Source organism: Nocardia sp. NPDC004582, from assembly GCF_053602115.1.
The window spans coordinates 22,862-45,648 of the sequence record NZ_JBSGCY010000022.1 but is presented as its reverse complement, the minus strand read 5'-3'; the positions used below and the strand labels follow the sequence as shown (position 1 = coordinate 45,648).

The following is a 22,787-nucleotide window of genomic DNA, read 5'->3' as shown; positions in this document are numbered from 1 at the left end:
CCGGGAACCAGCAGGTTGCCGTCCACTCGGAAACTTCCCAGCCGGAATTAATTTAGATGAAACATTCCCTTTCAATTTCCCAATTCGAATCATGCCCGGTAGTGTGCCCCCGTCGCGTCTGCGATTGCGAAACCCCTGTTCTGGCAATGGAGTTCGAGTGCTGGAAATTCACCACTTCAGCTATGGATGGATCACTCCCATCCTGGCCTACATCATGTCCGTCACCGGATCCCTGCTCGGGCTGCGGTGCACGGTACGCGCGCGGACAGGGGAAGGGCGCGGTGGCTGGCTCATCTCGGCGGCGATCGCCATCGGCGGTACCGGCATCTGGGTCATGCATTTCATCGCGATGCTCGGCTTCAGCATCCGCGGCGCGGTCGTCCGCTACGACGTGCCGCTCACCCTGCTCAGCGCCCTGATCTCGATCCTGGTGGTGTGGGCCGGGCTGTTCGTGGTGGCGCGTGAGCCGTTCGGCCGGTATTCGCTGTTCGCGGGCGGCGCGGTCACCGGCCTGGGGGTCGGCGCGATGCACTATTCGGGCATGTACGCCATGAAGTCGGACGCCATGATCGGCTACGACGCCTGGATCGTCAGCCTGTCGATGGTGATCGCGGTGGTCGCGGCGACCGTCGCGCTGTGGTTCACGGTGGTCATCACCGGGATCTGGGCGACCATCGGCGCGGCCCTGATCATGGGTGTGGCGGTGTGCGGCATGCACTACACCGGCATGGCGTCGATGAGTGCCCACCACATGGACAACGCCCAGACACCGCACGGCACGGGCGCGATGGAACTACTCGCCCCGCTCATGATCAGCGTCAGCATCGTCACCCTGGTGCTGCTCATTCACGTCGGGCTCACCGAAGTGGACGAGCGGTCGATGATGCCCGGTCCCACCCGGCCCGCCCCCGAGCACCGGCCCGGCTGGTCGCTGCAGGCCGCCTCGGCGGCCACCTCGGCCGCCGCCGCGCGCGGCTCGGGCCAGGACGAACCCGGCCGGCAGGACTATCGAACCGCGGGACTGTATCCACCGGCCGCCGACTATCAGGCGCCCGGCCGCCACGAGATGGCCGTCCCCGGCGACTGGCATTCGGACCGCTACCGCGCAGGCTGACCCGCCTCGCCGGGTAGCTGAGAACCACCTACCCGGCAGCCTGAGAATCACGGTTCCCGTTCGCTGAGAATCGGTCTGCGGTGTTCGACTTTCCGGCGCATCCACAGCAAACTGAGGGCCGTGGACCACCATCAGCTGGAGTTGATCTTCGCGGTGCTGTTCGCGACGATCCTCGCGCAGCCGCTCGGACGACGGCTGGGCCAGGCCCCGGCGGTCCTGATGACCGCCTTCGGCGTGGTGCTCGCGCTCATCCCGCAGGTCCCCAATATTCAGATCGACCCGAAACTGATTCTGCCGCTGGTCCTCCCGCCGCTGCTGTACGCGGCCGCGCGACGTACCTCGTGGCGACAGTTCGCCGAGAACTGGGCCGCCATCAGCCTGCGCGCGGTGGTGCTGGTCATCGTGACCACTGTGGCCGTGGCCTGGGCGTTCCACCTCTGGTATCCGGCGATCCCGATCGGGGCGGCGGTCGCGCTGGGCGCGCTGGTGGCGCCGCCGGATCCGGTGGCGGTCTCGGCGCTGGCGGGCAAGCTGGGGCTGCCGCGGCGACTGGTCGCGGTGCTCGAGGGGGAAGGGCTGTTCAATGACGTGACCGCGATCGTGCTGTACACGGTCGCGGTGCAGGCGGTGGTGTCGGGCAGCTTCTCCGCCTGGGGCGCGCTGCTCGACTTCGGGGTGTCGGCACTGGTCGGGGCGGCGGTGGGGCTGCTGTTCGGCTGGGCCGGAAGCACACTCATGCAGCGGCTCGACGAGGCCCCGTGGCGGGTCGCGCTCGGACTGCTGCTGCCGTTCGCGGCGTACGGGTTCTCCGAATCGCGCGGCGGCTCGGCGGTGCTGGCGGTGCTGGTGTGCTCGATGTACCTGACCGACGCCGCCACCGACTTCGGCGACAGCGACTATCGCTTGGTCGGCGACTCCTTCTGGGAGATCACCGAAATGCTGGTCACCGGGTTCGCGTTCGGGCTGATCGGGCTGGAGTTGAGCACGGTGCTGCGCGACGCCGGACCGGACTGGCCACGCTTCCTCGGCGGGGCCGCGGTGGTCATCGCCGTGGTGGTGGGGTTGCGGCTGATCTGGCTGCTGATCACCACCACGATCTTCCAATCCTGGTGGCGCGCCCGCGATCGCGACGAGCCCTACAACTGGCGCGAGACCCTGGTGACCTGGTGGGCGGGTATGCGCGGGGTGGCGACCGTCGCGCTCGCGCTGGCCATTCCGTTCACCACCGACACCGGGAAACCCTTTCCGGGACGCACCGAGATCCTGTTCACGGCCTTCGCGGTCGTACTGTTCACGCTGCTGCTGCAAGGCCCGACCCTGCCCGCGGTGGTGCGCGCCACCGGCGTGCGGGCCGACACCGGCGCCGAACGGGTCATCGAGCGCGAGCTCTGGACCCGGGTGCTGCAGGCCGAACTCGCACGCCTGGAAGAGATCTCACAGACCGAGCACCTGCCCGAAGAGGTCTACGAGCGTCTCCGGGGCGGCTTCGAACGCCGCCTGGCGCACGCCGACCCCGAGGCCGCCGACAGCAATGCCCGCCTGGCCACCGATCGCGCCATCGCGTTCACCGCGAAGATGCGGGCCATCACCAACGACGTGCTCGAAGCGGGCCGCGCCGAAGCCCTGGCCGCGCGCCGCGAACCCGGCGTCCCGCCCGATGTGGTGGACCGGGTGATGCGCCGGCTGGACCTGCGCGGCGCGGCCAACTGAATCCCGCCGTGGACCGGTACACCCGCCGATCGTGCCGACTATCCGTTCCGGCCCAGCGACACGAGAACGGCCACGAATTCGCGGGCGAACGATCTGCGGGTCAGCAGACGGGTGGTCCGCGCCCCGGTGACTTCGGCGCGCAGCCCCAGCCGCCGCGCCAGCCGCTGCGTCCGCAGGACGTGAAAATCACTGGTGACCACCGTGATTCGCGCCGTGCGCGGGTCGATGCCGAGCGAGCCCAATTCCTCGGCGGTGAACCGCAGATTCTCCTCGGTGTTCCGGGACCGATTCTCCGCCACGATGCCGGTCGCCGGAATCGTGTGCGCGACAAGATAATCGGCCATGGCCATCGCCTCGGGCACGGTATCGCGGCCGCTCTGCCCGCCGGACACGACCACCAGCGGCCTGCGTCCCCGCTCCTCGCCGATCACCTCGAGCGCCCGATCGAGCCGCCGGGCCAGCATCGGCGAGACCCGGTCGCCACGCAGCCGGCAGCCGAGCACGACCACCACCTCCGCGCCCGGCCGCGGCGCCCGCCGAGCCCTTCCGAGGGTGTATCCGGTGAATCCGAGGAACGGCGTCACCACCGCCGCCCCGGCCCACAGCATGACGCCCCGCCACATCCGCACCCGGTCACACCTCCTGACAACGGCTCCACCATCGAATGCCCGCGCGCAGCTCGATCGAATGACCGCGCACCGCATCGACGGTAGTCCCCCGCCGCCACGCCGCCGTCGCCCCGGGCCGGGCACGATCCGCGCAGGCGCTGATGCCCGGGATCGCGGCTCGCGGCGACCGCGACCGTGGTCATGGATCGGGTACGGAGCACGGGCTCGCCCGTGACGTGGCCGAATATGGCTCGATCGCGCCGGTCCCGGTGCACAGGCGGGTCGCGGCGATGCGCTGACCGGTCCCTGACCTCGGGTTAGCATGGCGCAATGGCATTGGGCACCTATCAGCCGCCCTGGCTGCGGACCGTTGACCTCGGTGAGCAGTTGCGCGCGGTCGGCCGGTGGTGGGGGCAGCCGCATCGGGTGCGGCGCGGGATCCAGGCCTATCGTGATCTGCTCGCGGTCACCCCGGCGTGCATCGCGTACGCGTTCACCTTGTTCATCACCTGGTGGACGTTGCGCGGGGCGAGTGACATCGTGGGCCGGCGGCTGATCTTCTCGGCCTCGACGAATCTGCGCAATATGCAGCGGGATCCGATCCAGGTGCTGGTGGCCTCGGCGTTCTGGACCGATGGCGGCTTCCCCTGGGGTGAGATCGTCATCCTGATCACCCTGATGGCGCTGGCCGAACGCTGGCTGGGGTCGCTGCGCTGGATCGTGGTGGTGGCCGTCGGCCATGTCGGGGCGACCCTGATCACGGTGCTCGGCATCGCGCACAAGCTGGACAAGCAGTTGATCCCGACGCGGGTGGCGTTCGCCGCCGATGTCGGCCCGAGTTACGGCATCTCGGCCATGCTGGCGGTGCTGGCCTTCCGATTGCGCGGCCCGGCCCGCTGGGTGTGGGCGCTGGCGATGCTGGTCTGGTACGGGTACGGGGTGTGGCACGGGCGCACGTTCACCGACTACGGCCACTTCTTCGCGCTGCTCATCGGATTCACGGTGGGCGCGATCGCGGTGGCGCTGTCGCACCGGCTCATCGCGGTGCGCGAACGTAAGGCGGCGAAACGCGCTCCGACCCGCACCGATGCCGCGAAACCCGCCGATGCGGCCGGAAACGGCACGACGTCAGCTGGGGACGGGATCGATCCGCCCGCGGTCGCGCTGGACCAGCCGGACGGCGGGCTCGACGACGCGGGCCGCGATCGGGCCGAGCACGGCCATCATTAGCACGTAGGCCGAGGCCAGCGCCGCCAGCCGCGGGTCCACTCCGCCCACCGAAACCGCCAGCCCGGCAATGACGATGGAGAACTCACCGCGCGCCACCAGCGCCGCGCCCGCTCGCGCCCGGCCCATCCGCCGGATCCCTTGCCGCGAGGCCGCCCACCACCCGGTAGCGATCTTGGTCAGCGCGGTCACGACCGCCAGCAGCACCGCCCACCCCAGCACCGGCGGAATCGCGGTGGGGTCGGTATTGAGCCCGAACGCCACGAAGAAGATGGCCGCGAACAGGTCGCGCAGGGGTTCGAGGAGTTTGGCCGCCTCCTGCGCGGTGGATCCGGAAATGGCGATGCCGAGCAGGAACGCCCCGACCGCGGCCGACACATTCAGCGCCGAGGCCGCGCCCGCCACCAGCAGCGCCGCGCCGAGCAGCTTGAGCAGGAACACTTCCCGGTCGTTGCTGTCCACGATGGCCGAGACGTAGCGGCCGTAGCGCAACGCCACGATGAGTACCACCGTGATCGCCACCAGCGCGATGGCCAGCGACCGCAGCCCGCTGGCGAAGCTCAGCCCGGCCAGCATCATGGTGAGGATCGGCAGATACATCGCCATGGCCAGATCCTCGAACACCAGGATGGACAACACCACCGGCGTCTCACGGTTACCGAGCCGGCCGAGGTCGTTGAGCACCTTGGCGACGATGCCGGAGGACGAGATATAGGTGACGCCACCGAGGGTGACCGCGCCGACCGGCCCCCACCCGAGGATGAGCGCCACCACCACACCGGGCGTGGCATTGGCGACGATGTCGAGCAGACCCGCCACCCAGGAGCGGCGCAGCCCGGTCACCAATTCGGCTGCGGTGTATTCCAATCCGAGCAGCAGGAGCAGCAGCACCACGCCGATCTCGCCGGCCATGTGCCCGAATTCGGTGGCGGCCTTCATCTTCACGATGCCGCCCTGCCCGAAGGCCAGGCCGCCCAGCAGATACAGCGGGATCGGCGACATGCCGAAGCGGGCGGCCAGCCGGCCCAGCATGCCGAGCGCGAACAAGATCGCGCCGAGTTCGAACAGGGCTAGGCCGGTCGAGTCCACCGGTTCAGCCGTCGGCCAGGATGCGGGCGGCCGCGTCCAGCCCGTGCGGGGTGCCGACCACGACGAGGATGTCCCCGGAGTCGAGCACCTCGTCCGGTCCCGGTGACGGTTGCACCTGCCCCGCCCGCATGATCGCCACGATGGATGCCTTGGTGCGCGTCCGCATGGCGGTCTCGCCCAGCATGCGCCCCCGGTACGGCGAGCTCCCGCTGACGCTGAGCTGTCTGGTGGTGATCCCGGGTAGGTCGGAGTGTTCTTCCCGCAGCTGCTGCACCAGCTGCGGCGCGCCCAGCAGATTGGCCAGCACCGCGGCCTCGTCCGGGGTCAGCGGTACCTGCGCGATGCAGGCGTCCGGGTCGTCGCGCTGGGAGACGATGAGGTCGATGCCGCCGTCCCGGTGCGCCACGACTCCGATCCGCCGTCCCGATCTGACCTCGAAGTCCTTGCGGACACCGATACCGGGCAGGGCTGTCACATCGACGTTCACGCGTCCAGATTAGGACAACTCGCGCGAATGGCGGGGAGCTACCTCCGGGGCGTGATCAGTTCGCTTCCAGTGGGGCGAAGCCGCCGTCGGGTCCGGGCGCGAAATCGGTCACCGCGGTGACCGCCGCCAGCGGCAGCGGACCGTACAGGTGCGGGAACAGCATGGAGTCCGGGTCGGTGGGCACGCCCGGCTCCCATGTCACCGGTGACCCGAGCGCGGCCGGATCCAAGTGCAGCAGCACCAGATCGGTGCGACCGGCGAAGAGGCGATTGGCGGGCAGATGCGCCTGGTAGGGGGCGGACAGGTGGATGAATCCGGCCTCGGCCAGCGACGGCGCGCGGTATTCGCCTGCGGCGCGGGCGTTCTCCCACTCGTCGCGGGAGCAGATGTGCAGCAGGGTGGCCGGTGTCGTGTCCTGTTCGATTCCCACCCGTCCAATCTAGGCGAGGGCGGCCCGGCCCGCGGCTCAGTAGGGCTGTGGCCGGGCCAGGTGCGGGGACACGTCGTTGATGCCCACCCGGGCGGGCGCGAGGCGGGCGGTGGCACGGCGCGCGGTGACCGTGTCGCGGGTCCAGACGCTCACGCAGGGTCCGGCCGGAGCGCGACCCGCGAGGTCGAAGGCCGCGCCCGCGTCCCCCGCCCGCACCACGGGCAGCACCGGGCCGAGGGTCTGCTGGGTGAACACCGACATGGTCGGATCGACCTCGCCCAGCACGGTGGGTTCGAAACCGAAGTCCGTGCCGCTGCCGCCGCAGCGCAGCGTCGCCCCCTTGGCCAGCGCGTCGCGCACCTGGTCACGGACCCGGCCGACGTGCGCGGCCGAGGTCATCACCCCGGCCCCGTCCTCGTCGCCGAGCAGAGCGGCGGCCTCGGCGGTCAGCTTGTCCAGGAACACGTCGTAGATCGAGGACTCGACGACGACGCGTTCCACGCACTGGCAGCTTTGCCCGCTGTTCGCCAGCCCGCCCAGCGCGATGCCGGCAGCGGCCCGATCCAGGTCCGCATCGGGCAAAACCACCGCCGCCGACTTGCCGCCCAGATCCAGGCAGCACGGAATGAGCCGGGCCGCCGCCCGCAGCGCCACCACCTTCCCGGTCGCCACGCTCCCGGTGAAACGGACATAGTCGACGCAGTCCAGGACCGCGGGTCCGGCGGCCGGTCCGGCGACCGTCTCGAAAACCGCTGGGGCGCCGGTGCTCAGCCATCCGCAGGCGATCGCGCGCAGCGTCAGCGGCGTCTCCGACGACGGTTTCACCAGCACCGCCGCGCCCGCCACCAGCGCGGGCACCGCGTCGAAGACGGCCAGCGCCAAGGGATAGGTCCAGGGCCCGATCACCCCCACCACCGCCCCCGCGGGCCGCGACACCGCCAGCTGCATGGCCGCGCCCGGACGCAGGGCGACCTGCGGGTGCCGACCGCCCAGGAAATCCGCGCCGTGCGCGCGATAGTGGTCGAAGGTGTCGAGGGCCAGGCCGAATTCGGCATCGGCCTCCGCCTCGGTCTTGCCGGTCTCCCGGCCGAGCAGCGCCACCAGGTCGGTCCGATTGTCCAGCAACCAGTTCCGGAAGACGGTGAGCCAGTGGATCCGGCCCACCACCCCCAGCGAATGCCAGAGCACGGCGTGGTCGCGCAGCCGCTCGACGGCGAGGCGCACCCGTTCGGGCGTCTCGGCGGCGATGGTGTCCACGATCCGGCCGTCGGCGGGTGCGAAAACGGTGAGCATGAGCGGGCGGACCTTTCCGGCGTCCGGCGCCCGCGACGGTGTGTACCGCGCGGTGCGCATGAAACTCACCGTATGGGTGCGGGTTTCGGGCGGCCAGCTCACAATCGGCCACGAATCGGCGAATATGGGCCGCACCCAGGCAACTTACCGGCCGGTAACGGCAGTGCGGACGCCCGAAGTTTGCGAGACTGCCTGAGTGACGGAAGAGTTGGCGCAGATTCGTTCCATCACCAGCACCGCGCTGCTGGCCGATTTCGCTGTGGGCCGCGGCATTCCACTGGCCGAGGTGCTGCGCGGCAGCGGCATCCGCGAACCCGCCCTGCGCGACCCGTCGACCGAAATCACCATGGCGCAGGAATACTCCGTCATGGCCAATGTCGTCGCCGCCACCGACGACGAACCCGGGATGGGACTGCTCGCCGGGCTGCTGTGCCACCCGCCGTCCATGGGCGTGCTCGGCTTCGCGCTGATGAGCAGCGCCAGTCTGCGGCACGCGATGGACATCGCGCTGCGCTACGCGGACCTGTCCTTCACCACCGCCCGCCATTCCATCGACACCCGCGACACCCAGGTGTGGATCCAGCGCGACGACAGCGCGCTACCCCCGGAGATCCGCCGGTTCGCCCTGGAGCGGGATCTGGCGGCCATCGCCACGGTCCAGCAGGACCTGATCCCGATCCGCGTCCCCGCCGTGCGCGTCGAGCTCTACATCGACGCCCACCCCATCTACGAGATGTTCGGCGCGGTCTTCGGCGTCGAGGACGTGCGCTTCTCGATGCCGCGGTCGCGCATGGAGTTTCAGGCCGCCACCCTGGAAACCCCGCTGCCCCAGGCGAATCTGTCCACCGCCCGCTTCTACGAGCAGCAGTGCGCCGACCTGATGGAGTCCCGGCGCAGCCGCAGCGGCCTGAGCGGGCGGGTGCGCCAGCTGCTCATCCGCCACGGGGGCTCCGCCGACCAGACCCGCATCGCCGCCGACCTCGACGTCAGCGTGCGCACGCTGCGCCGCCGCCTGGCCGAGGAGGGCACCACCTTCCGCGAGCTGAGCCTGGAGACGGTCGGCATGCTCGCCGAGGAGCTGCTCATCGCCGGGCTCACCGTCGAACAGGCCGCCGACCGGCTCGGCTACGCCAGCGTCTCCGCGTTCGCCTCGGCGTTCCGCACCTGGAAGGGCCAGTCGCCCGGCCACTTCGGCCGCGCCCACCGCGGCCGCCACGCGGTGCGGTCCTGACGGCGCCGCGCGAAGTTACCGGAACCCCCTACCGACCCCGAGTCAGGTCCGGTAGGTTCCGGCGCGTCGACGCTGGTCAGCGGAGTGCACGGGCCATCTGGTAGACCGGCAGGTACGACTTCACGTACCCGACCGTCCGAGGAACCATGAACCCCTCCACCATCATGTCCGCGCGCGACCTCGAGTTCCTGCTCTACGACTGGCTCGACGTGGAGTCCCTGACCACCCGGGACCGCTTCGCCGACCACTCCCGCGACACCTTCGACCAGGTGCTGCGCCTGTGCCAGGACCTGGCCACCACCTACTTCGCCCCGCACAATCGCGACAGCGACCTGCACGAGCCCACCTTCGACGGCGAGCGCGTGCACATCATCCCCGCCGTCGGCAAGGCACTGCGAGCCTTCGCCGACGCCGGAATGATCGGCGCGGCAATGGATTACGAGGTCGGTGGCATGCAGCTGCCGCACTCGGTCTACACCGCGTGCATGTCGTGGTTCCACGCCGCCAACGTCGGCACCGCCGCCTACGCGCTGCTCACCACGGGCAACGCGAATCTGCTTGCCGCGCACGGCAGCCCGGAGCAGATCGACGCCTACGTGCGCCCCATGCTGGAGGGTCGCAGCTTCGGCACCATGGCGCTGTCGGAGCCGCAGGCGGGGTCCAGCCTGGCCGACATCACCACCCGGGCCGTACCGGCCGCGGACGGCTCCTACCGCGTGTTCGGCCACAAGATGTGGATCTCCGGCGGCGACCACGACCTCTCGGAGAACATCGTGCACCTGGTGCTGGCCCGCATCCCGGGCGCGCCGGAGGGCACCCGCGGCATCTCGCTGTTCGTGGTGCCGAAGTTCCTGCCCGACACCGACGGCAACCCGACCGTGCACAACGATGTCGCGCTGTCGGGCATCAACCACAAGATGGGCTGGCGCGGCACGGTGAACACCGCGCCGGTGTTCGGCGACGGCAACTTCACCCCGGGCGGCGAGCCGGGCGCGGTCGGCTATCTGGTGGGCGAACCGAATCAGGGTCTGGCGCAGATGTTCACGATGATGAACGAGGCCCGCATCGGGGTCGGCCTGGACTCCACCGCGCTCGGCTACACCGGCTACCTGAAGTCTCTCGACTACGCGCGCACCCGCCCGCAGGGCCGCCCGGTCAGCGCCCGCGGCGGCGCGCAGGTCCCCATCATCGAGCATCCTGACGTGCGGCGCATGCTGCTGGCGCAGAAGGCGTATGCCGAGGGCGCGCTGGCGCTGCAGCTCTACTGCGGCAAGCTGGTCGACGAGCACCGCACCGCGGCAACCGAATCCGGCCGGGAGCGGGCGGGCACGCTGCTGCGCATCCTCACCCCGATCGCCAAGTCCTGGCCCAGCCAGTGTTGCCTGACCGCCAACGACCTGGCCATCCAGATCCACGGCGGCGCGGGCTACACCCGCGACTACGACGTGGAGCAGCACTACCGCGACAATCGCCTCAATCCGATTCACGAAGGCACCCACGGCATTCAGAGCATGGATCTGCTCGGCCGGCAGGTCACCCTCGACAACGGCGCGGCCCTGGCGGCCCTGCTGGAGACGATGGCGGTCACCGTCGCCACGGCCCGCGGCACCGGCGACGCCGAGCTGGCCGGGTTCGCCGCCGCCCTGGAGGCCGCCGCGTCCCGGCTGGCCGCCACCACGGCGGGCCTGTGGGGCACGGGCAACCCCGAAGCGGCGCTGACCAATTCGGCGGTCTATCTGGAGGCGTTCGGCCATGTGGTGCTGGCCTGGATCTGGCTCGAGCAGGCGGTGGCCGCCCACGCCCTGCCCGAGTCGGCCTTCGGCCAGGGCAAGCGACTGGCCGCCCGGTACTTCTTCCGCTGGGAACTCCCCCGCACCGCACCGCAATTCGACCTGCTCGACTCCGGCGATCGCACCACCGTGGAACTCGACGAATCCTGGTTCTGAACACGCCGGGCGGAGCGGCCGTTCGCGATGGGCGAACGATGCAGGAAGGGCATACCCCCTGACGGTATCGAAGCCCCAGGTGAACTCGAGGTCGCGCCGGTCGCGGCCCGGTCACCGATTCAGCCGCCTTGATTACGGTTTGCTGGCGCGCAGGGCACGACGGCCAATCGGAGTGTGAGTGTGGGTGCGCCCGGGTAGTCTCCCGATAGACAACTCGATCAGCGTATTCGAACGGGAGGTTTCACCGTCCCCGCGAGCGGTCACCAGGACCTGTTCGCTTTCAGCGAAATCCCAGGTCGTGTTACTGAAAACACACGGGAAACTGCACGGGAACAAAGTCCTCTCGCCGAACGTCTGACAGAGTAGTCAACAAGCCACTGCTGGGAAGTAGCGGTAGCGAGGTTCGCGGAATGGTCCGCGGGCCCCCACACCAGGCGAACGGTGCGTGAACACCCAGAGCCAGGACGGAGGAGTCATGCCAGGAACCCTGACAAGCACCCCACTGACCGCGGTCGATCGTTGCGACCGCTGCGGGGCGGCTGCGCGCGTGCGCGCTACCTTGCCCGCGGGTGGAGAGTTGCTCTTCTGCCAGCATCACGCCAATGAGCACATGGACCGTCTTCGTGAGCTCGAGGCCGTGATCGACTCGGAGTCGGCACCGGCGCTGTAACAGCTCCTCCCACTCTCGACAATTCCATCTTCCCAACAGAAAACCCCCACAGCGGGCGACCGGCAGGTCGCCCGCTGTTGCTATGCATGGGCGCTATAAGACGTGGTAGCGGTCACAACTGTGGCCGAAGACACGTGAAAGTGCTGCGCGCAACGCGAGAAGCGTCATGTGCGCCCGGCGGGCCCGGCCGAGTACAACGGATGGGTGCCGCAGACCTCACAAGCCACCTACCTGCAGGATCGTCATATGGTCGCGCTCTGGACGTGGACCGGCCACGGTCCCGGACGCGCGCCGCGCGGACTGGGCGAGACGCAGACCCTGGCCCTGGCCGTCCCGGACCGCGACGGGATCGGCGTCACGGACGTGGAATGCGCTCTGGTGGAACCGGAACGGTTATGCACTCTCGCTATCGACAATCCCGGCGATTCGATCCATCGCCTACGCGAGGCCCTCGACGCCGACATCGAGACCCGGCTGCTGCCCACGGCCGCGCACGCCGTCCCCAATGCCACCGGAACGACCGTGGTGTCCGCGGCCCGGACCCTGCGGGCGCTGCGCGACACTCTGGCGCTGAGCGCCGAGCTGCGCTCCGGGCTGAAGGCCGAGCTGCGGCCGTATCAGGCGCGCGGCATCAGCTGGCTGCGTGAGACGACCGCCACACACGGCGGCGCGGTGCTGGCCGACGAGATGGGCCTCGGCAAGACCGTGCAGGCCATCGGCTACCTCCTCGGGAAGGCCGGGGACGGGCCACAACTCGTGGTGTGTCCCACCTCACTCGTCGGCAACTGGGCGCATGAGATCGACCGATTCGCGCCCGGACTGCGGGCCGTGGCCTGGCGCGGCGGCGAGGCCCCGGACGCGGAAGCGGGTGTCATCGTGGTGACCGGCTACCCGACCCTGCGCGGGCACGGCGCGGCCCTGTCCGGGCGGCGCTGGGCGAGCGTCGTTTTCGACGAGGCGCAGATGCTCAAGAATCCGCGTACCCAGGTCGCCAAGGCAGCGCGGGCGATTCCCGCCGACGCGCGCATCGCGTTGACCGGTACGCCGGTGGAGAACCACCTCGACGAACTGTGGGCGCTGCTGAACCTGGTCGTGCCCGGCGAGTTCACCCACAAGGCACAGTTCCGGCGGCGGTTCGTGCGGCCCATCAGCGAGGGCTCGGCGAGCGCGGTGCTGCGATTGCGCGACGCCCTGGAGCCGATTGTGCTGGGCCGCCGCAAAACCCAGGTCGCCGCGACCCTGCCGCCCAAGATCCACACCGATCTGATGTGCGACCTGACCGCGGAACAGGAACGGATCTACGACCAGCTGCTGGACCGGGCCGAGGCCGCGGGCTTCGGCAGCGGCGCGCAACGGCACACCCGGGTGCTGGCGGTGCTGACCGAACTCAAGCAGGTGTGCAACCATCCGGGGCTGATCACCGGCGACCTGGACGAATTGGCCGGGCGCTCCGGCAAGTTCGACGTCTGCTCCGACATCCTGGCCGGCAATCTCGACAACGACGCGCCCACCCTGGTGTTCACCCAGTACCGCAAGACCGGCGAACTGCTGGTGCGGCACTGCGCCGAGGAGTTCGGCGTGCGGGTGCCGTTCTTCCACGGCGGACTCAACGCCGAGCAGCGCGCCGAGATCGTCTCCGGCTTCCAATCCCCCGACGGCCCACCGATCTTGGTGCTGAGCCTGCGCGCCGCCGGCACCGGCCTGACGCTGACCCGGGCCGCCGACGTGGTGCACTACGACCGCTGGTGGAATCCGGCCGTGGAGGCGCAGGCCTCCGATCGCGCGCACCGCATCGGGCAGACCCGCACCGTCACCGTCACCACCCTCACCTCGGGCACCACCATCGAGGAGCACATCGCGGGCATGCACGACCGCAAGTCCGCGCTCACCGACCTCACCGACGAGGCCGGAGTCGCCGAACTCGCCCGCCTCGACGACGAACGACTCATGGAACTGCTGCGCCGGAAGCGGGGGAACTGACATGGCCGACAACGAATTCGGATACACCGCCTGGGGCAGGGACTGGGTCCGGCTCGCGGAACCGTTGAACCTCACCAAACCCGAGCCGCTGCTCCCCCGCGCCCGCAGCATCGCCCGCAACAACGGCGTCCGCACCGAGATCGAGGGCACCGTGGTCCGCGCCCACATCCACCGCGGCTCCGAAGCCTCGGTCACCCACCTCGAACTCACCGCGTTCCCCCGCGCCACCATCGACGCCATCGCCGCCGTGGTCCCCGCCGACACTCTCACCCTCAGCGACGAACTCCACGCCGCCGTGGTCGCCGCGGGCATCTCGGTCACCCCGATCCTCGCGGCCACCGACTGCTCCTGCCGCGCCCGCAACGCCCGCTGCCTGCACATGCTGGCCACCTGCTACGCGGTCGTCCGGCTGGTCGACGAAAACCCCTGGCTGGCCGTGGATCTCCAGGGCTACCGCAGCGCCCCGCCCGCTGAGCACGAGGACGACGCCCCCGTGTCGATCCCCCGGTGGACCCCCATCGACGCACTCGACCCAGCGGTGTTCTTCGGCTGAGCAAGGACTTCGTCGCGCCTGGACGAAGGGGCGTGGAACCGGGTTCAGCCACACGCGGTGCGCACCTGACTCTTTCGCCGGCGCGTCTGGATCTACTGGTGCCGTCCAAACCGATCGGCCGGGGCGTCGCTCTCGCCGGCGCGGACGGCCATGTCGCGGCCCCGGGGCCGGGCCGCTGCGGCGGTCCGGCCTATTCGGGGCGGCGGGCGCGGAATCGGAAGTAGGTTGCCGCGCTGCGGACTTCGATGTCGGTGAAACCAGCGCGGGTGAGGCGGGCCCGCATCGTCTCGGGCGGGACCGGGACGCAGGTGTCGCCGAGGTGGATGAGGCGGAAGGTGGGGCGGTCGAGGCCGTCGCTGCCGGCGAAGACGCCGCCGGGGCGCAGGACTCGGAACGCCTCGGCGAAGAGGTCGTCCTGGAGGACGGGGGTGGGGACGTGGTGGAGCATGGTGAAGCTGACCACGGAGCTGAACTCGGTGTCGGGCAACGGCATCGCGGTGGCGTCACCCTCGATGATCCGCATCTTGTCGGCCTTGCGGGTGCGCAGGCGGGCCGCCAGGGCCGGGTCGATCTCGAGGCCGGTGAGCGCGGGGCTTCCTCGCCGAGACCGGAGTCACATTCGGCCAGTGGCGAACCCAGCTCCGCCTGGCCGCATCGCTGCCGCTGCTGGGGTCGGGCCTGCCGGTCGCCCGGATCGCAGCCCGCGTCGGGTACTCCACCCCGAGCGCCTATGTCGCCGCCTTTCACCGCGAGGTCGGTGTCTCCCCAGCCCGCTACTTCGCGCGCTGACCTAACGGGCCCGCGCTGTCGAGCCTGGTTTGTCGGACCCCGTGGCTATCGTCGGCGTATGGCGAAGTCCACGTACACGTTCACCGCCGAGCTCTGGGAATGGGAGGCCCAGGCCGCGTGGCATTTCGTGAGCCTGCCCGAAGCCGTCACCGACGAGATCGACGAACTCTACGGCCACACTGCGGCCGGATTCGGTTCGGTGAAGGTGAAAGTCACCGTCGGAACCAGCCATTGGTCCACCTCGATCTTCCCCGACAGCAAGCGCGGCACCTATGTCCTACCGGTGAAGAAGGCGGTTCGGACCGCAGAGAGCCTCGCCGCGGGCGACCCCGTCGTCGTCGAACTGCAGATCGCCTAGCCACGCCACCAGGGCGGGATGCGGTCCGCGAGCAGCTCTCTCGTCACGGACCAGCAGTGCTCGCGCGGTCCTCTCCCCGGGAACCAGGCCCAGTCTCACCAACCCGTCTGCCACGTTCACACCGGCGGTGCCGCTCGTCCCATCCGGCTCGACCGACGCGTCGCCCATCTGTGCGCCAGCGTCTCGATCAGCCGGCGACGAACACCGTCACCGAGATCTGCCGGGTACGCGAATGCGGTGGATGCCGACCGAGATCGCGCTGCGATCGGATGCGGCACGGTCACGGACGTGTCGGGACGCGGTCGGCGACAAGCGCTCTCTTCCCTGCCGGGCGCGGGACGCCCCCGGTTCAGACCCGACGCAGGGCCGCGATCCGCTGCGAGAGTTGATCGGCCGTGGCCAATGCGGTCGGCGGGCCGCCGCATTCGCGGCGCAGGTCGCCGTGGATGACGCCGTGCGGTTTGCCGGTGCGGTGGTGGTGCATGGCGACCAGGCTGTTGAGTTCGCGGCGCAATTCACCCAGTCGGTCGGCGGTGGCGGCGCGTTCGGCGGCCGCCTCCACACCGGCCCCGGACGGGCGGGCCTCGGCGGCGGCGCTGCGGTCCTGGAGTTGGCGGGACTGGCGTTCGCGCAGCAGGGCGCGCATCTGGTCGGCGTCGAGCAGGCCCGGGATGCCGAGGTAGTCGGCTTCCTCGTCGCTGCCGGAGAAGGTGGCGGTGCCGAAGGAGTCGCCGTCGTAGATGACCTGGTCGAGTTCGGCGTCGGCGGCCAGGGCGATGAACTTCTTCTCCTCCTCGCCCGGCTCGTCCTTCTGTTTGTTGGCGTCGATGAGCAGTTCGTCCTCGAGGCCGTTGGCCTCGCGGTGCGGTTTGCCGATGACGTGGTCGCGCTGCAACTCCAGCTGGGCGGCCAGGTCCAGCAGCACCGGCACCGAGGGCAGGAACACGCTCGCGGTCTCGCCGGCCTTGCGGGCGCGCACGAAACGGCCGATGGCCTGCGCGAAGTACAGCGGGGTGGAGGCGCTGGTGGCGTACACGCCGACCGCGAGGCGCGGCACGTCGACGCCCTCGGACACCATGCGCACCGCGACCATCCACGGGTCGGTGTTGTTGCTGAACTCGCCGATGCGATCGGAGGAGTCCGGGTCGTCGGAGAGCACGATGGTCGGTTTGGTGCCCGAGATGTGTTCCAGCAGTTCGGCGTAGTCGCGCGCCTTCTCCTGGTCGGTGGCGATCACCAGGCCGCCCGCGTCGGGCATGCCGGTGGCGCGCAGCTGCCGCAGCCGGGTGTCGGCCGCGGTGAGCACCTTCGACATCCAGTCGCCGGCCGGGTCCAGGGCGGTGCGCCAGGCCCGCGCGGTCTGTTCCGCGTTCAACGGTTCGCCCAGTCGCGCCGAGTACTCCTCGCCCGCGCTGTCGCGCCAGTGCGCCTCGCCGGAGTAGGCGAGGAACACCACGGGTCTGACCACGCCGTCGGCGAGCGCCTCGGAGTAGCCGTAGGTGTGGTCGGCGCGTGACTTCTCGAAACCGGACTCGTCGGCCTCGTAGGTGATGAACGGGATCTTGGAGTCGTCGCTGCGGAACGGCGTGCCGGTCAGGTGCAGGCGGCGGGTGGCGTCGCTGAACGCCTCCTCGACGGCCTCACCCCAGCTCTTGGCGTCGCCGGCGTGATGGATCTCGTCCATGATCACCAGCGTCTTGCGGTTCTCGGTGCGCACCCGGTGCTTGAACGGATGCGACGCGATCTGCGCGTAGGTGACGACCACGCCGTGATAGTCCGACGAGGTGGAGCCGGTCGAGTTGGAGAAGTTCGAATCCAGCTGGATGCCGGTGCGCGCGGCCGACGCCGCCCACTGGTGCTTGAGGTGCTCGGTGGGCGCGACCACCGTCACCTGGTCGACCGTGCGGTCGTTGAGCAGTTCGGCGGCCACCCGCAACGCGAAGGTCGTCTTACCCGCGCCGGGCGTGGCGACGGCGAGGAAGTCCCGTGGCTTGGCAGTCAGATACTTCGTCAGCGCCCTGCGTTGCCATGCACGTAGCGAACCGCCACCACCCGAAGTCACTCGGAAGAGATTAGCGAGTGCGACCGACTGCTTTCCAATCCGACACAGCCCCTTCGAGTGCCGCACGACACATTGCGGGTCCCATCCCATTCGAAGCCCTGGTAGGCGATGCTTAGGCCACGATGAACGCGCACGACGAATCTCCGCAACACGCCGACGCGTCCCCGCCTGGCACCCCCGTCGTGCTCGCCGCCACCTGCTGGGGCCGCGTCCGGCAGCTCGTGACCCATGTCGCGGTCAAGGCGTGGGGCGACTCCATCTTCGCCAAATCCGCGGCGGCCGCCTTCTGGCAGACGCTGTCGCTGGCCCCGCTGCTGCTGGGTCTGCTCGGCAGCCTCGGCTATGTCGGGCACTGGTTCGGGCCGAACACGGTGAACATCGTGCAGTCCAAGATCGTGAGCTTCGCGCGGAAGGCGTTCAGCCCCAGCGTGGTCGACACCCTGGTCCAGCCGACCGTGAACGACGTGCTGCAACGCGGGCACGCCGGGGTGCTGTCGGTCGGCTTCCTGCTGTCGCTGTGGGCCGGGTCCTCGGCCATGGCGACCTTCGTCGACGCCATCACCGCCGCGCACGGCCAGGCTACCGCGCGTCACCCGGTGTGGCAGCGCACCTACGCACTGCTGCTGTATGTCGGCTTCCTGATGGTGGCGGTGCTGGTCCTGCCATTGATCGCGCTGGGACCGACCCTCATGGGCCGGGTCCTCCCGCACGCCTGGCGCGAACCGGGCCTGCGCCTGATTGACGCCTTCTACTACCCGGGCACCGGTCTGCTGCTCATGGTCGGCCTGACGTTCCTCTACAAGACCGCCCTGCACCGCACCCTGCCCTGGCATCGTCTCTTCGGCGGGGCGCTGGTGGCGGGGGTGTTCTTCATGGCCGCCAGCGAGGGTCTGCGCCGCTACCTGGCCTGGGTCACCCGCACCGGCATCTCCTACGGCGCGCTCGCCACCCCCATCGCCTTCCTGCTGTTCACCTTCTTCCTCGGGTTCGCGGTCATCCTGGGCGCGGAGTTCAACGCGAGTGTCGAGGAGTTCTGGCCCGCCCGCGCCACCCGGATGGATCAGTTCCGCCACTGGTGGCAGTCGCGCCGGTCACCCGCGCCGCAGGGCGGCGAACCAGTCCAGTAGTTCGGGGCGGTCGACGGCCTCGCGTGCGACGACCTCGTCGGGATCCCGGCCTTGGAACAGCTTCTTCAGCGGGACTTCGAGTTTCTTGCCGGTCCGCGTGTGCGGAATGCCCGGGGCGGCGATGATCTCATCCGGGACGTGCCGCGCCGAGAGTTCGCCGCGGATGGCCGTATTCACGCGGTCGCGCACCGCGTCGGTCAGCTCGGCGCCGTCGGCGAGCACGACGAACAACGGCATCCAGTAACCGCCGTCGGGTTGCTCGACGCCGAGCACCAGCGCGTCGGCGATCTCGGGCAGGGCGCTCACGGCTCGGTAGATGTCCGCGCTGCCCATGCGAATCCCGTTGCGGTTGAGGGTGGAGTCCGAACGGCCGTGCACGATGACGCTGCCGCGCTCGGTGCGGGTGATCCAGTCCCCGTGCCGCCACACCCCGGGGTAGGCGTCGAAGTACGCCTCGCGGTAGCGGGAACCGTCGGGGTCGTTCCAGAATCGCAGCGGCATCGACGGCATGGGTGCGGTGATCACCAACTCCCCCACCTCGCCCCGGGTGGGGCGGCCGTGTTCGTCCCACGAGTCCAGCGCCACACCGAGATAGGGCGCGGACAGCTCCCCGGGCCACACCGGCACCGTCCGCACACCGCCGCAGAAGGCCGACACCACATCGGTGCCGCCGCTGATCGAGGACACCGACACGTGCTCGCCCACGGTGTCGCGCACCCAGAGTGATGACGACGGCGGCAGTGCCGCACCCGTGACGCCCACCGATCGCAGGGCCGACAGGTCATGGTCGCGTCCCGGCACCGCGCCGGCCTTCTCGCAGGCGAGCAGGTATCCGGGACTGGTGCCCACCACGGTCGTGCCGGTGCGGGCCACCAACCGCCACAACCCGTCCGGCGCGGGGTGGGCAGGGCTGCCGTCGTAGCAGACGATGGTGGCCCCGACCAGCAATCCGGCGACCCGGTAGTTCCACATCATCCAGGACGGGCTGGTGTACCAGAAGAAGGTGTCCTCGGGCCCGATATCCGATTGCAGGGACAGCGATTTCAAGTGTTCCAGCAGCACGCCGCCGTGCCCGTGCACGATTCCCTTCGGCTTCCCGGTGGTGCCCGAGGAGTACAGGACCCACAGCGGGTGGTCGAAATCCACTGCCACGGTGTCGATTCCGGGACCGGTGTACTCGAGAGACGCGACGCTGTCCCAGGGCAGGGCGCCGTTCACCACGAGCCCGAGCCGGGAGATGGCCACGGTCGCCCGCAGGGTGGGCAATCCGGTGCGCAAGGCGGCGATCTCGTCGCGCTTGTCGTGGGTTCTCCCCGCGTACCGGTAGCCGTCCGCGGTGATCAGTACGGTCGGTTCCAGTTGCCCGAGCCGGTCCAGTGCGGCTCGGGCCGAGTAGTCCTGCCCGCAGACGCTCCAGATCGCCCCGATGCTCGCGGTGGCGAGGAAGGCGATGACCGTCTCGGCGAGATCGGGCAGGTACCCGGCCACCCGATCTCCGGGCCCGACCCCCAGCGTGCGCAGCGACCGCGCGAGTGCCGCTGTGCGCGTGAGCAATTCCCGCCAGGACAGTTCGCGGGGCGGGGCGTCCTCGTGCAGCGCCAGGATGGCGGGCCGATCGGTGCGCGTCTGCCGCACCACCTGGTCGACGTAGTTGACCGTGGTCCCGGGGAACCAGCGGGCGCCCGGCATCGAGTCGCCGGCCAGCACGGCACCGGGCACGTCGCCGAGTTCGAACCAGTCCCACACCGCCCGCCAGAAGCCGGGCAGATCATCGACCGACCACTGCCACAGCGCCTGATAATCGGGCAGGGGCACGCCGGTGCGCGCGGTGACGAACCGCGCGAACCGGGTGAGCTGCGCGTCATCGATGACGTCGAGTCCCGGTGTCCACTGCGGCTCGTGGCCCGCCTCCGGTGTGACGATCCCTGTCATCGCGCGCTCCATCCACCGTCCATGGTGTACGAGGCGCCCGTCACCATTCCCGCCATCTCGGAGGTGAGCCAGCCGATCAGCGAGGCGACCTCCTCCGGTTCGACGAGCCGTTTGATCGCGCTCTCGGTCAGCATGATGGTCTCGACCACCTCCTGTTCGGCGATCCCGTGCGCCTTGGCCTGATCGGCGATCTGCTTGTCCACCAGGGGAGTCCGCACGTAGCCCGGATCGACGCAGTTGCTGGTGATCCCGTACGGCCCGCCCTCCAGCGCGGTCACCTTGGACAGGCCCTCGAGGGCGTGCTTGGCCGTCACGTACGCCGATTTGAAGGCCGAGGCGCGCAGGCCGTGCACGGAGGAGATGTTGACGATCCGCCCGAACCGCTGCCGCTGCATGTGCGGCAGCGCGGCGCGGATGAGCAGGAACGGCGCCTCCACCATGAGCGCGAGCATGGTCCGGAACCGTTCGGGCGGGAATTCGGTGATGGGAGCGACGGTTTGGACGCCGGCATTGTTGACCAGGATGTCGACGTCCAGTGCCAGATTCTCCAGGGCAGCGACGTCGGACAGGTCGACTTCCCATGCGGTGCCGCCGATCTCGGTGGCCACCGTCTTGGCGGCGACCCCGTCGATGTCGGCGACCCGCACCGCCGCGCCGCGCCGGGCCAGTTCTCGCGCGCACGCCGCGCCGATCCCGCTCCCGCCGCCGGTGACCAGCACCGTCCTTCCGCGAAGGTGGCCCTCGTCGTTACCGCCCGGGTTCATGCGCTCACCGTCTTCGAATCAGCCTGCGGTGCGGTGGCTTCCGCGTCGGCGCGGTCGACGGCTTCGAGGTCGAGCCCCGTGGTCTCCTTCGCGCACAGCACCGCGATCACCGTCACCGCGCACGCGGCGGCCAGGTACACCGCGATCGGCACCGAGGACTTGTAGACGTCGAGCAGCTTCACCGCGATGATCGGCGCGAGCGAGCCGGCCACGATGGAGGTCACCTGATACCCCAGGGACACACCGGAATACCGCATGCGGGTGGGGAACATCTCGGCCATGATCGCCGGCTGCGCCGCGTACATGAGGGCGTGGAACACCAGCCCGACGATGACGGCGAGCAGGATCAGGGCATTGTGCTTGGAGTCCATGAGCGCGAATCCGAAGAAGCCCCAGGTTCCCGCCGCGAGCGCGCCGATGAGATAGATCGGCTTGCGCCCGTACCGGTCGCTGAGCCGCCCGGCCAGCGGGATGACCACGAAATGCACGGCGTGCGCGGCCAGCAGCCACCACAGGATCACCTTGGTGTTCGCGCCGACGTGCACTTTGAGATAGGTGATGGAGAAGGTGACGACCAGGTAATACATGATGTTCTCGCCGAAGCGCAGGCCCATCGCCGTGAACACGCCGCGCGGGTACCGCTTCAGCACCTCGAACGGGCTGAACGAGTCGGCCTTCTCCCGCTCCGCCTGCTGTTGCGCCGCAAGGAAAATGGGCGCGTCGGTGATCTTGCTGCGCACGTAGTAGCCGATCAGCACCACCACCGCGGAGAGCCAGAAGGCGACCCGCCAGCCCCAGGACAGGAACGCCGCGTCCGACAGTGACGAGGTCAGTACCAGCAGCACGACGGTGGCGGTCATGTTCCCGAGCGGCACCGCCGCCTGCGGCCACGACGACCAGAACGCGCGCCCCCGGCTCAGGCTGTGCTCGGCCACCAGCAGCACCGCGCCGCCCCATTCGCCGCCGATGGCGAAACCCTGGATGAACCGCAGCGTCACCAGCAGCACCGGAGCCAGGTAGCCGACCTGGGCGAAGGTGGGCAGGCAGCCCATCAGGAAGGTGGCCGCGCCGACGAGCACCAGGCTCAGCTGCAATAGCTTCTTGCGGCCGTGCCGATCACCGAAGTGCCCGAACACGATTCCGCCGATCGGCCGGGCCGCGAAGCCGACCGCGTAGGTGATGAACGCGGCGAGGATGGCATCCAGGTCGCTGGTGCCCTTGGCGAAGAACACCTTGTTGAACACCAGCGTCGCCGCGGTGCCGTAGAGGAAGAACTCGTACCACTCCACGACGGTGCCGGCCATGGAGGCCGCCACCACCCTCCGGAGTGCGGCGGGTCCGGTTCCCGCCTGCCGCACCGCTTCTCGGACGCTCATGCCTGATCTCCTTCACACACGGACCGCGTTGTGACGCAGCC

21 protein-coding genes are annotated in these 22,787 nt (G+C 69.7%); 11 read left to right on the top strand and 10 right to left on the bottom strand.

Going from position 1 to position 22,787, the window contains the following annotated elements:
• The first annotated feature begins 157 nt into the window (after positions 1-157).
• Positions 158-1,114, top strand: coding sequence for an MHYT domain-containing protein (locus ACWELJ_RS09560; protein WP_452365722.1), 957 nt, complete (start codon positions 158-160; stop codon positions 1,112-1,114).
• Positions 1,115-1,234: 120 nt separating this feature from the next.
• Positions 1,235-2,824, top strand: coding sequence for a Na+/H+ antiporter (locus tag ACWELJ_RS09555; protein ID WP_452365721.1), 1,590 nt, complete (start codon positions 1,235-1,237; stop codon positions 2,822-2,824).
• A gap of 38 nt (positions 2,825-2,862) precedes the next feature.
• Here the strand turns inward: ACWELJ_RS09555 and ACWELJ_RS09550 are convergent, their stop codons facing one another.
• Positions 2,863-3,447, bottom strand: coding sequence for a YdcF family protein (locus ACWELJ_RS09550; RefSeq protein WP_452365748.1), 585 nt, complete (start codon positions 3,445-3,447; stop codon positions 2,863-2,865).
• Positions 3,448-3,762: 315 nt separating this feature from the next.
• On the opposite strand from ACWELJ_RS09550, the gene ACWELJ_RS09545 reads away from it, so the two are divergent.
• Positions 3,763-4,662, top strand: coding sequence for a rhomboid-like protein (locus ACWELJ_RS09545; RefSeq protein ID WP_452365720.1), 900 nt, complete (start codon positions 3,763-3,765; stop codon positions 4,660-4,662).
• Here ACWELJ_RS09545 and ACWELJ_RS09540 read toward each other — a convergent pair.
• Genes ACWELJ_RS09540 through ACWELJ_RS09525 form a run of 4 tightly spaced genes read right to left on the bottom strand, consistent with a single transcriptional unit; the run spans position 4,561 to position 8,018 of the window.
• Complete coding sequence (locus tag ACWELJ_RS09540) at positions 4,561-5,748, bottom strand: cation:proton antiporter (RefSeq protein WP_452365719.1); 1,188 nt, start codon at positions 5,746-5,748, stop codon at positions 4,561-4,563. The two genes, ACWELJ_RS09545 and ACWELJ_RS09540, sit on opposite strands and share 102 nt — an antisense overlap.
• 4 nt (positions 5,749-5,752) lie before the next feature.
• Positions 5,753-6,235, bottom strand: a complete 483-nt coding sequence (locus tag ACWELJ_RS09535; protein WP_452365718.1) for a cation:proton antiporter regulatory subunit — start codon at positions 6,233-6,235, stop codon at positions 5,753-5,755.
• Positions 6,236-6,290: 55 nt separating this feature from the next.
• Positions 6,291-6,659 (bottom strand): DUF952 domain-containing protein, encoded by a 369-nt coding sequence (locus ACWELJ_RS09530; RefSeq protein WP_452365747.1) that lies wholly within the window; start codon positions 6,657-6,659, stop codon positions 6,291-6,293.
• Between the two features lie 42 nt (positions 6,660-6,701).
• Positions 6,702-8,018, bottom strand: a complete 1,317-nt coding sequence (locus ACWELJ_RS09525; RefSeq protein ID WP_452365717.1) for an aldehyde dehydrogenase family protein — start codon at positions 8,016-8,018, stop codon at positions 6,702-6,704.
• Between the two features lie 136 nt (positions 8,019-8,154).
• On the opposite strand from ACWELJ_RS09525, the gene ACWELJ_RS09520 reads away from it, so the two are divergent.
• From ACWELJ_RS09520 to ACWELJ_RS09500, 5 genes are all read left to right on the top strand, one after another.
• Entirely contained in the window at positions 8,155-9,189 is a 1,035-nt protein-coding gene (locus ACWELJ_RS09520; protein WP_452365716.1) for an AraC family transcriptional regulator, read from the top strand.
• 146 nt (positions 9,190-9,335) lie between these two features.
• Positions 9,336-11,135, top strand: a complete 1,800-nt coding sequence (locus ACWELJ_RS09515) for an acyl-CoA dehydrogenase (RefSeq protein ID WP_452365715.1) — start codon at positions 9,336-9,338, stop codon at positions 11,133-11,135.
• Positions 11,136-11,610: 475 nt separating this feature from the next.
• On the top strand, positions 11,611-11,805 hold the full coding sequence (locus ACWELJ_RS09510) for a DUF7455 domain-containing protein (protein WP_246597932.1): 195 nt from the start codon (positions 11,611-11,613) through the stop codon (positions 11,803-11,805).
• 246 nt (positions 11,806-12,051) lie between these two features.
• A complete protein-coding gene (locus tag ACWELJ_RS09505) occupies positions 12,052-13,785 on the top strand; it encodes a DEAD/DEAH box helicase (protein WP_452365746.1) in 1,734 nt (577 codons plus the stop codon).
• Between the two features lies 1 nt (position 13,786).
• On the top strand, positions 13,787-14,338 hold the full coding sequence (locus ACWELJ_RS09500) for a hypothetical protein (protein WP_452365714.1): 552 nt from the start codon (positions 13,787-13,789) through the stop codon (positions 14,336-14,338).
• 190 nt (positions 14,339-14,528) lie between these two features.
• On the opposite strand, the gene ACWELJ_RS09495 is transcribed toward ACWELJ_RS09500, so the two are convergent.
• Positions 14,529-14,885 carry a class I SAM-dependent methyltransferase gene (locus ACWELJ_RS09495; protein WP_452365745.1) on the bottom strand — a complete coding sequence of 119 codons (357 nt, stop codon included), beginning with the start codon at positions 14,883-14,885 and terminating at the stop codon, positions 14,529-14,531.
• 98 nt (positions 14,886-14,983) lie between these two features.
• On the opposite strand from ACWELJ_RS09495, the gene ACWELJ_RS09490 reads away from it, so the two are divergent.
• On the top strand, positions 14,984-15,127 hold the full coding sequence (locus ACWELJ_RS09490) for a helix-turn-helix domain-containing protein (RefSeq protein ID WP_452365744.1): 144 nt from the start codon (positions 14,984-14,986) through the stop codon (positions 15,125-15,127).
• Positions 15,128-15,185: 58 nt separating this feature from the next.
• Positions 15,186-15,485: a DUF1905 domain-containing protein gene (locus ACWELJ_RS09485; protein WP_452365713.1), complete on the top strand. Its 300-nt coding sequence runs from the start codon at positions 15,186-15,188 to the stop codon at positions 15,483-15,485.
• Between the two features lie 349 nt (positions 15,486-15,834).
• Here ACWELJ_RS09485 and ACWELJ_RS09480 read toward each other — a convergent pair whose 3' ends face one another.
• Positions 15,835-17,547 (bottom strand): DEAD/DEAH box helicase, encoded by a 1,713-nt coding sequence (locus ACWELJ_RS09480; protein ID WP_357283047.1) that lies wholly within the window; start codon positions 17,545-17,547, stop codon positions 15,835-15,837.
• Positions 17,548-17,669: 122 nt separating this feature from the next.
• Here ACWELJ_RS09480 and ACWELJ_RS09475 point away from each other — a divergent pair, with 122 nt between their 5' ends.
• The gene (locus ACWELJ_RS09475) at positions 17,670-18,674 is read left to right on the top strand and encodes a YihY/virulence factor BrkB family protein (RefSeq protein WP_452365712.1); all 1,005 of its coding nucleotides are present in this window, start codon (positions 17,670-17,672) and stop codon (positions 18,672-18,674) included.
• Here the strand turns inward: ACWELJ_RS09475 and ACWELJ_RS09470 are convergent.
• From ACWELJ_RS09470 to ACWELJ_RS09460, 3 genes are read right to left on the bottom strand one after another with little or no spacing between them, the layout of a single operon-like run.
• Entirely contained in the window at positions 18,639-20,606 is a 1,968-nt protein-coding gene (locus tag ACWELJ_RS09470; protein WP_452365711.1) for an acetoacetate--CoA ligase, read from the bottom strand. The genes ACWELJ_RS09475 and ACWELJ_RS09470 overlap by 36 nt on opposite strands.
• Entirely contained in the window at positions 20,603-21,370 is a 768-nt protein-coding gene (locus ACWELJ_RS09465) for a 3-hydroxybutyrate dehydrogenase (protein WP_452365710.1), read from the bottom strand. The genes ACWELJ_RS09470 and ACWELJ_RS09465 overlap by 4 nt, the downstream gene beginning before the upstream one ends.
• Positions 21,367-22,746 carry an MFS transporter gene (locus ACWELJ_RS09460; protein ID WP_452365709.1) on the bottom strand — a complete coding sequence of 460 codons (1,380 nt, stop codon included), beginning with the start codon at positions 22,744-22,746 and terminating at the stop codon, positions 21,367-21,369. The genes ACWELJ_RS09465 and ACWELJ_RS09460 overlap by 4 nt, the downstream gene beginning before the upstream one ends.
• Positions 22,747-22,787: the final 41 nt, after the last annotated feature.

Bases quoted from the DNA above. Each gene is read 5' to 3' on its own strand.
- ACWELJ_RS09550 (WP_452365748.1), bottom strand. From the start codon at position 3,447: ATGTGGCGGGGCGTCATGCTGTGGGCCGGGGCGGCGGTGGTGACGCCG.
- ACWELJ_RS09545 (WP_452365720.1), top strand. From the start codon at position 3,763: ATGGCATTGGGCACCTATCAGCCGCCCTGGCTGCGGACCGTTGACCTC.
- ACWELJ_RS09525 (WP_452365717.1), bottom strand. From the start codon at position 8,018: ATGCGCACCGCGCGGTACACACCGTCGCGGGCGCCGGACGCCGGAAAG.
- ACWELJ_RS09515 (WP_452365715.1), top strand. From the start codon at position 9,336: ATGAACCCCTCCACCATCATGTCCGCGCGCGACCTCGAGTTCCTGCTC.
- ACWELJ_RS09510 (WP_246597932.1), top strand. From the start codon at position 11,611: ATGCCAGGAACCCTGACAAGCACCCCACTGACCGCGGTCGATCGTTGC.
- ACWELJ_RS09505 (WP_452365746.1), top strand. From the start codon at position 12,052: ATGGTCGCGCTCTGGACGTGGACCGGCCACGGTCCCGGACGCGCGCCG.
- ACWELJ_RS09500 (WP_452365714.1), top strand. From the start codon at position 13,787: ATGGCCGACAACGAATTCGGATACACCGCCTGGGGCAGGGACTGGGTC.
- ACWELJ_RS09485 (WP_452365713.1), top strand. From the start codon at position 15,186: ATGGCGAAGTCCACGTACACGTTCACCGCCGAGCTCTGGGAATGGGAG.
- ACWELJ_RS09475 (WP_452365712.1), top strand. From the start codon at position 17,670: ATGAACGCGCACGACGAATCTCCGCAACACGCCGACGCGTCCCCGCCT.
- ACWELJ_RS09470 (WP_452365711.1), bottom strand. From the start codon at position 20,606: ATGACAGGGATCGTCACACCGGAGGCGGGCCACGAGCCGCAGTGGACA.
- ACWELJ_RS09465 (WP_452365710.1), bottom strand. From the start codon at position 21,370: ATGAACCCGGGCGGTAACGACGAGGGCCACCTTCGCGGAAGGACGGTG.
- ACWELJ_RS09460 (WP_452365709.1), bottom strand. From the start codon at position 22,746: ATGAGCGTCCGAGAAGCGGTGCGGCAGGCGGGAACCGGACCCGCCGCA.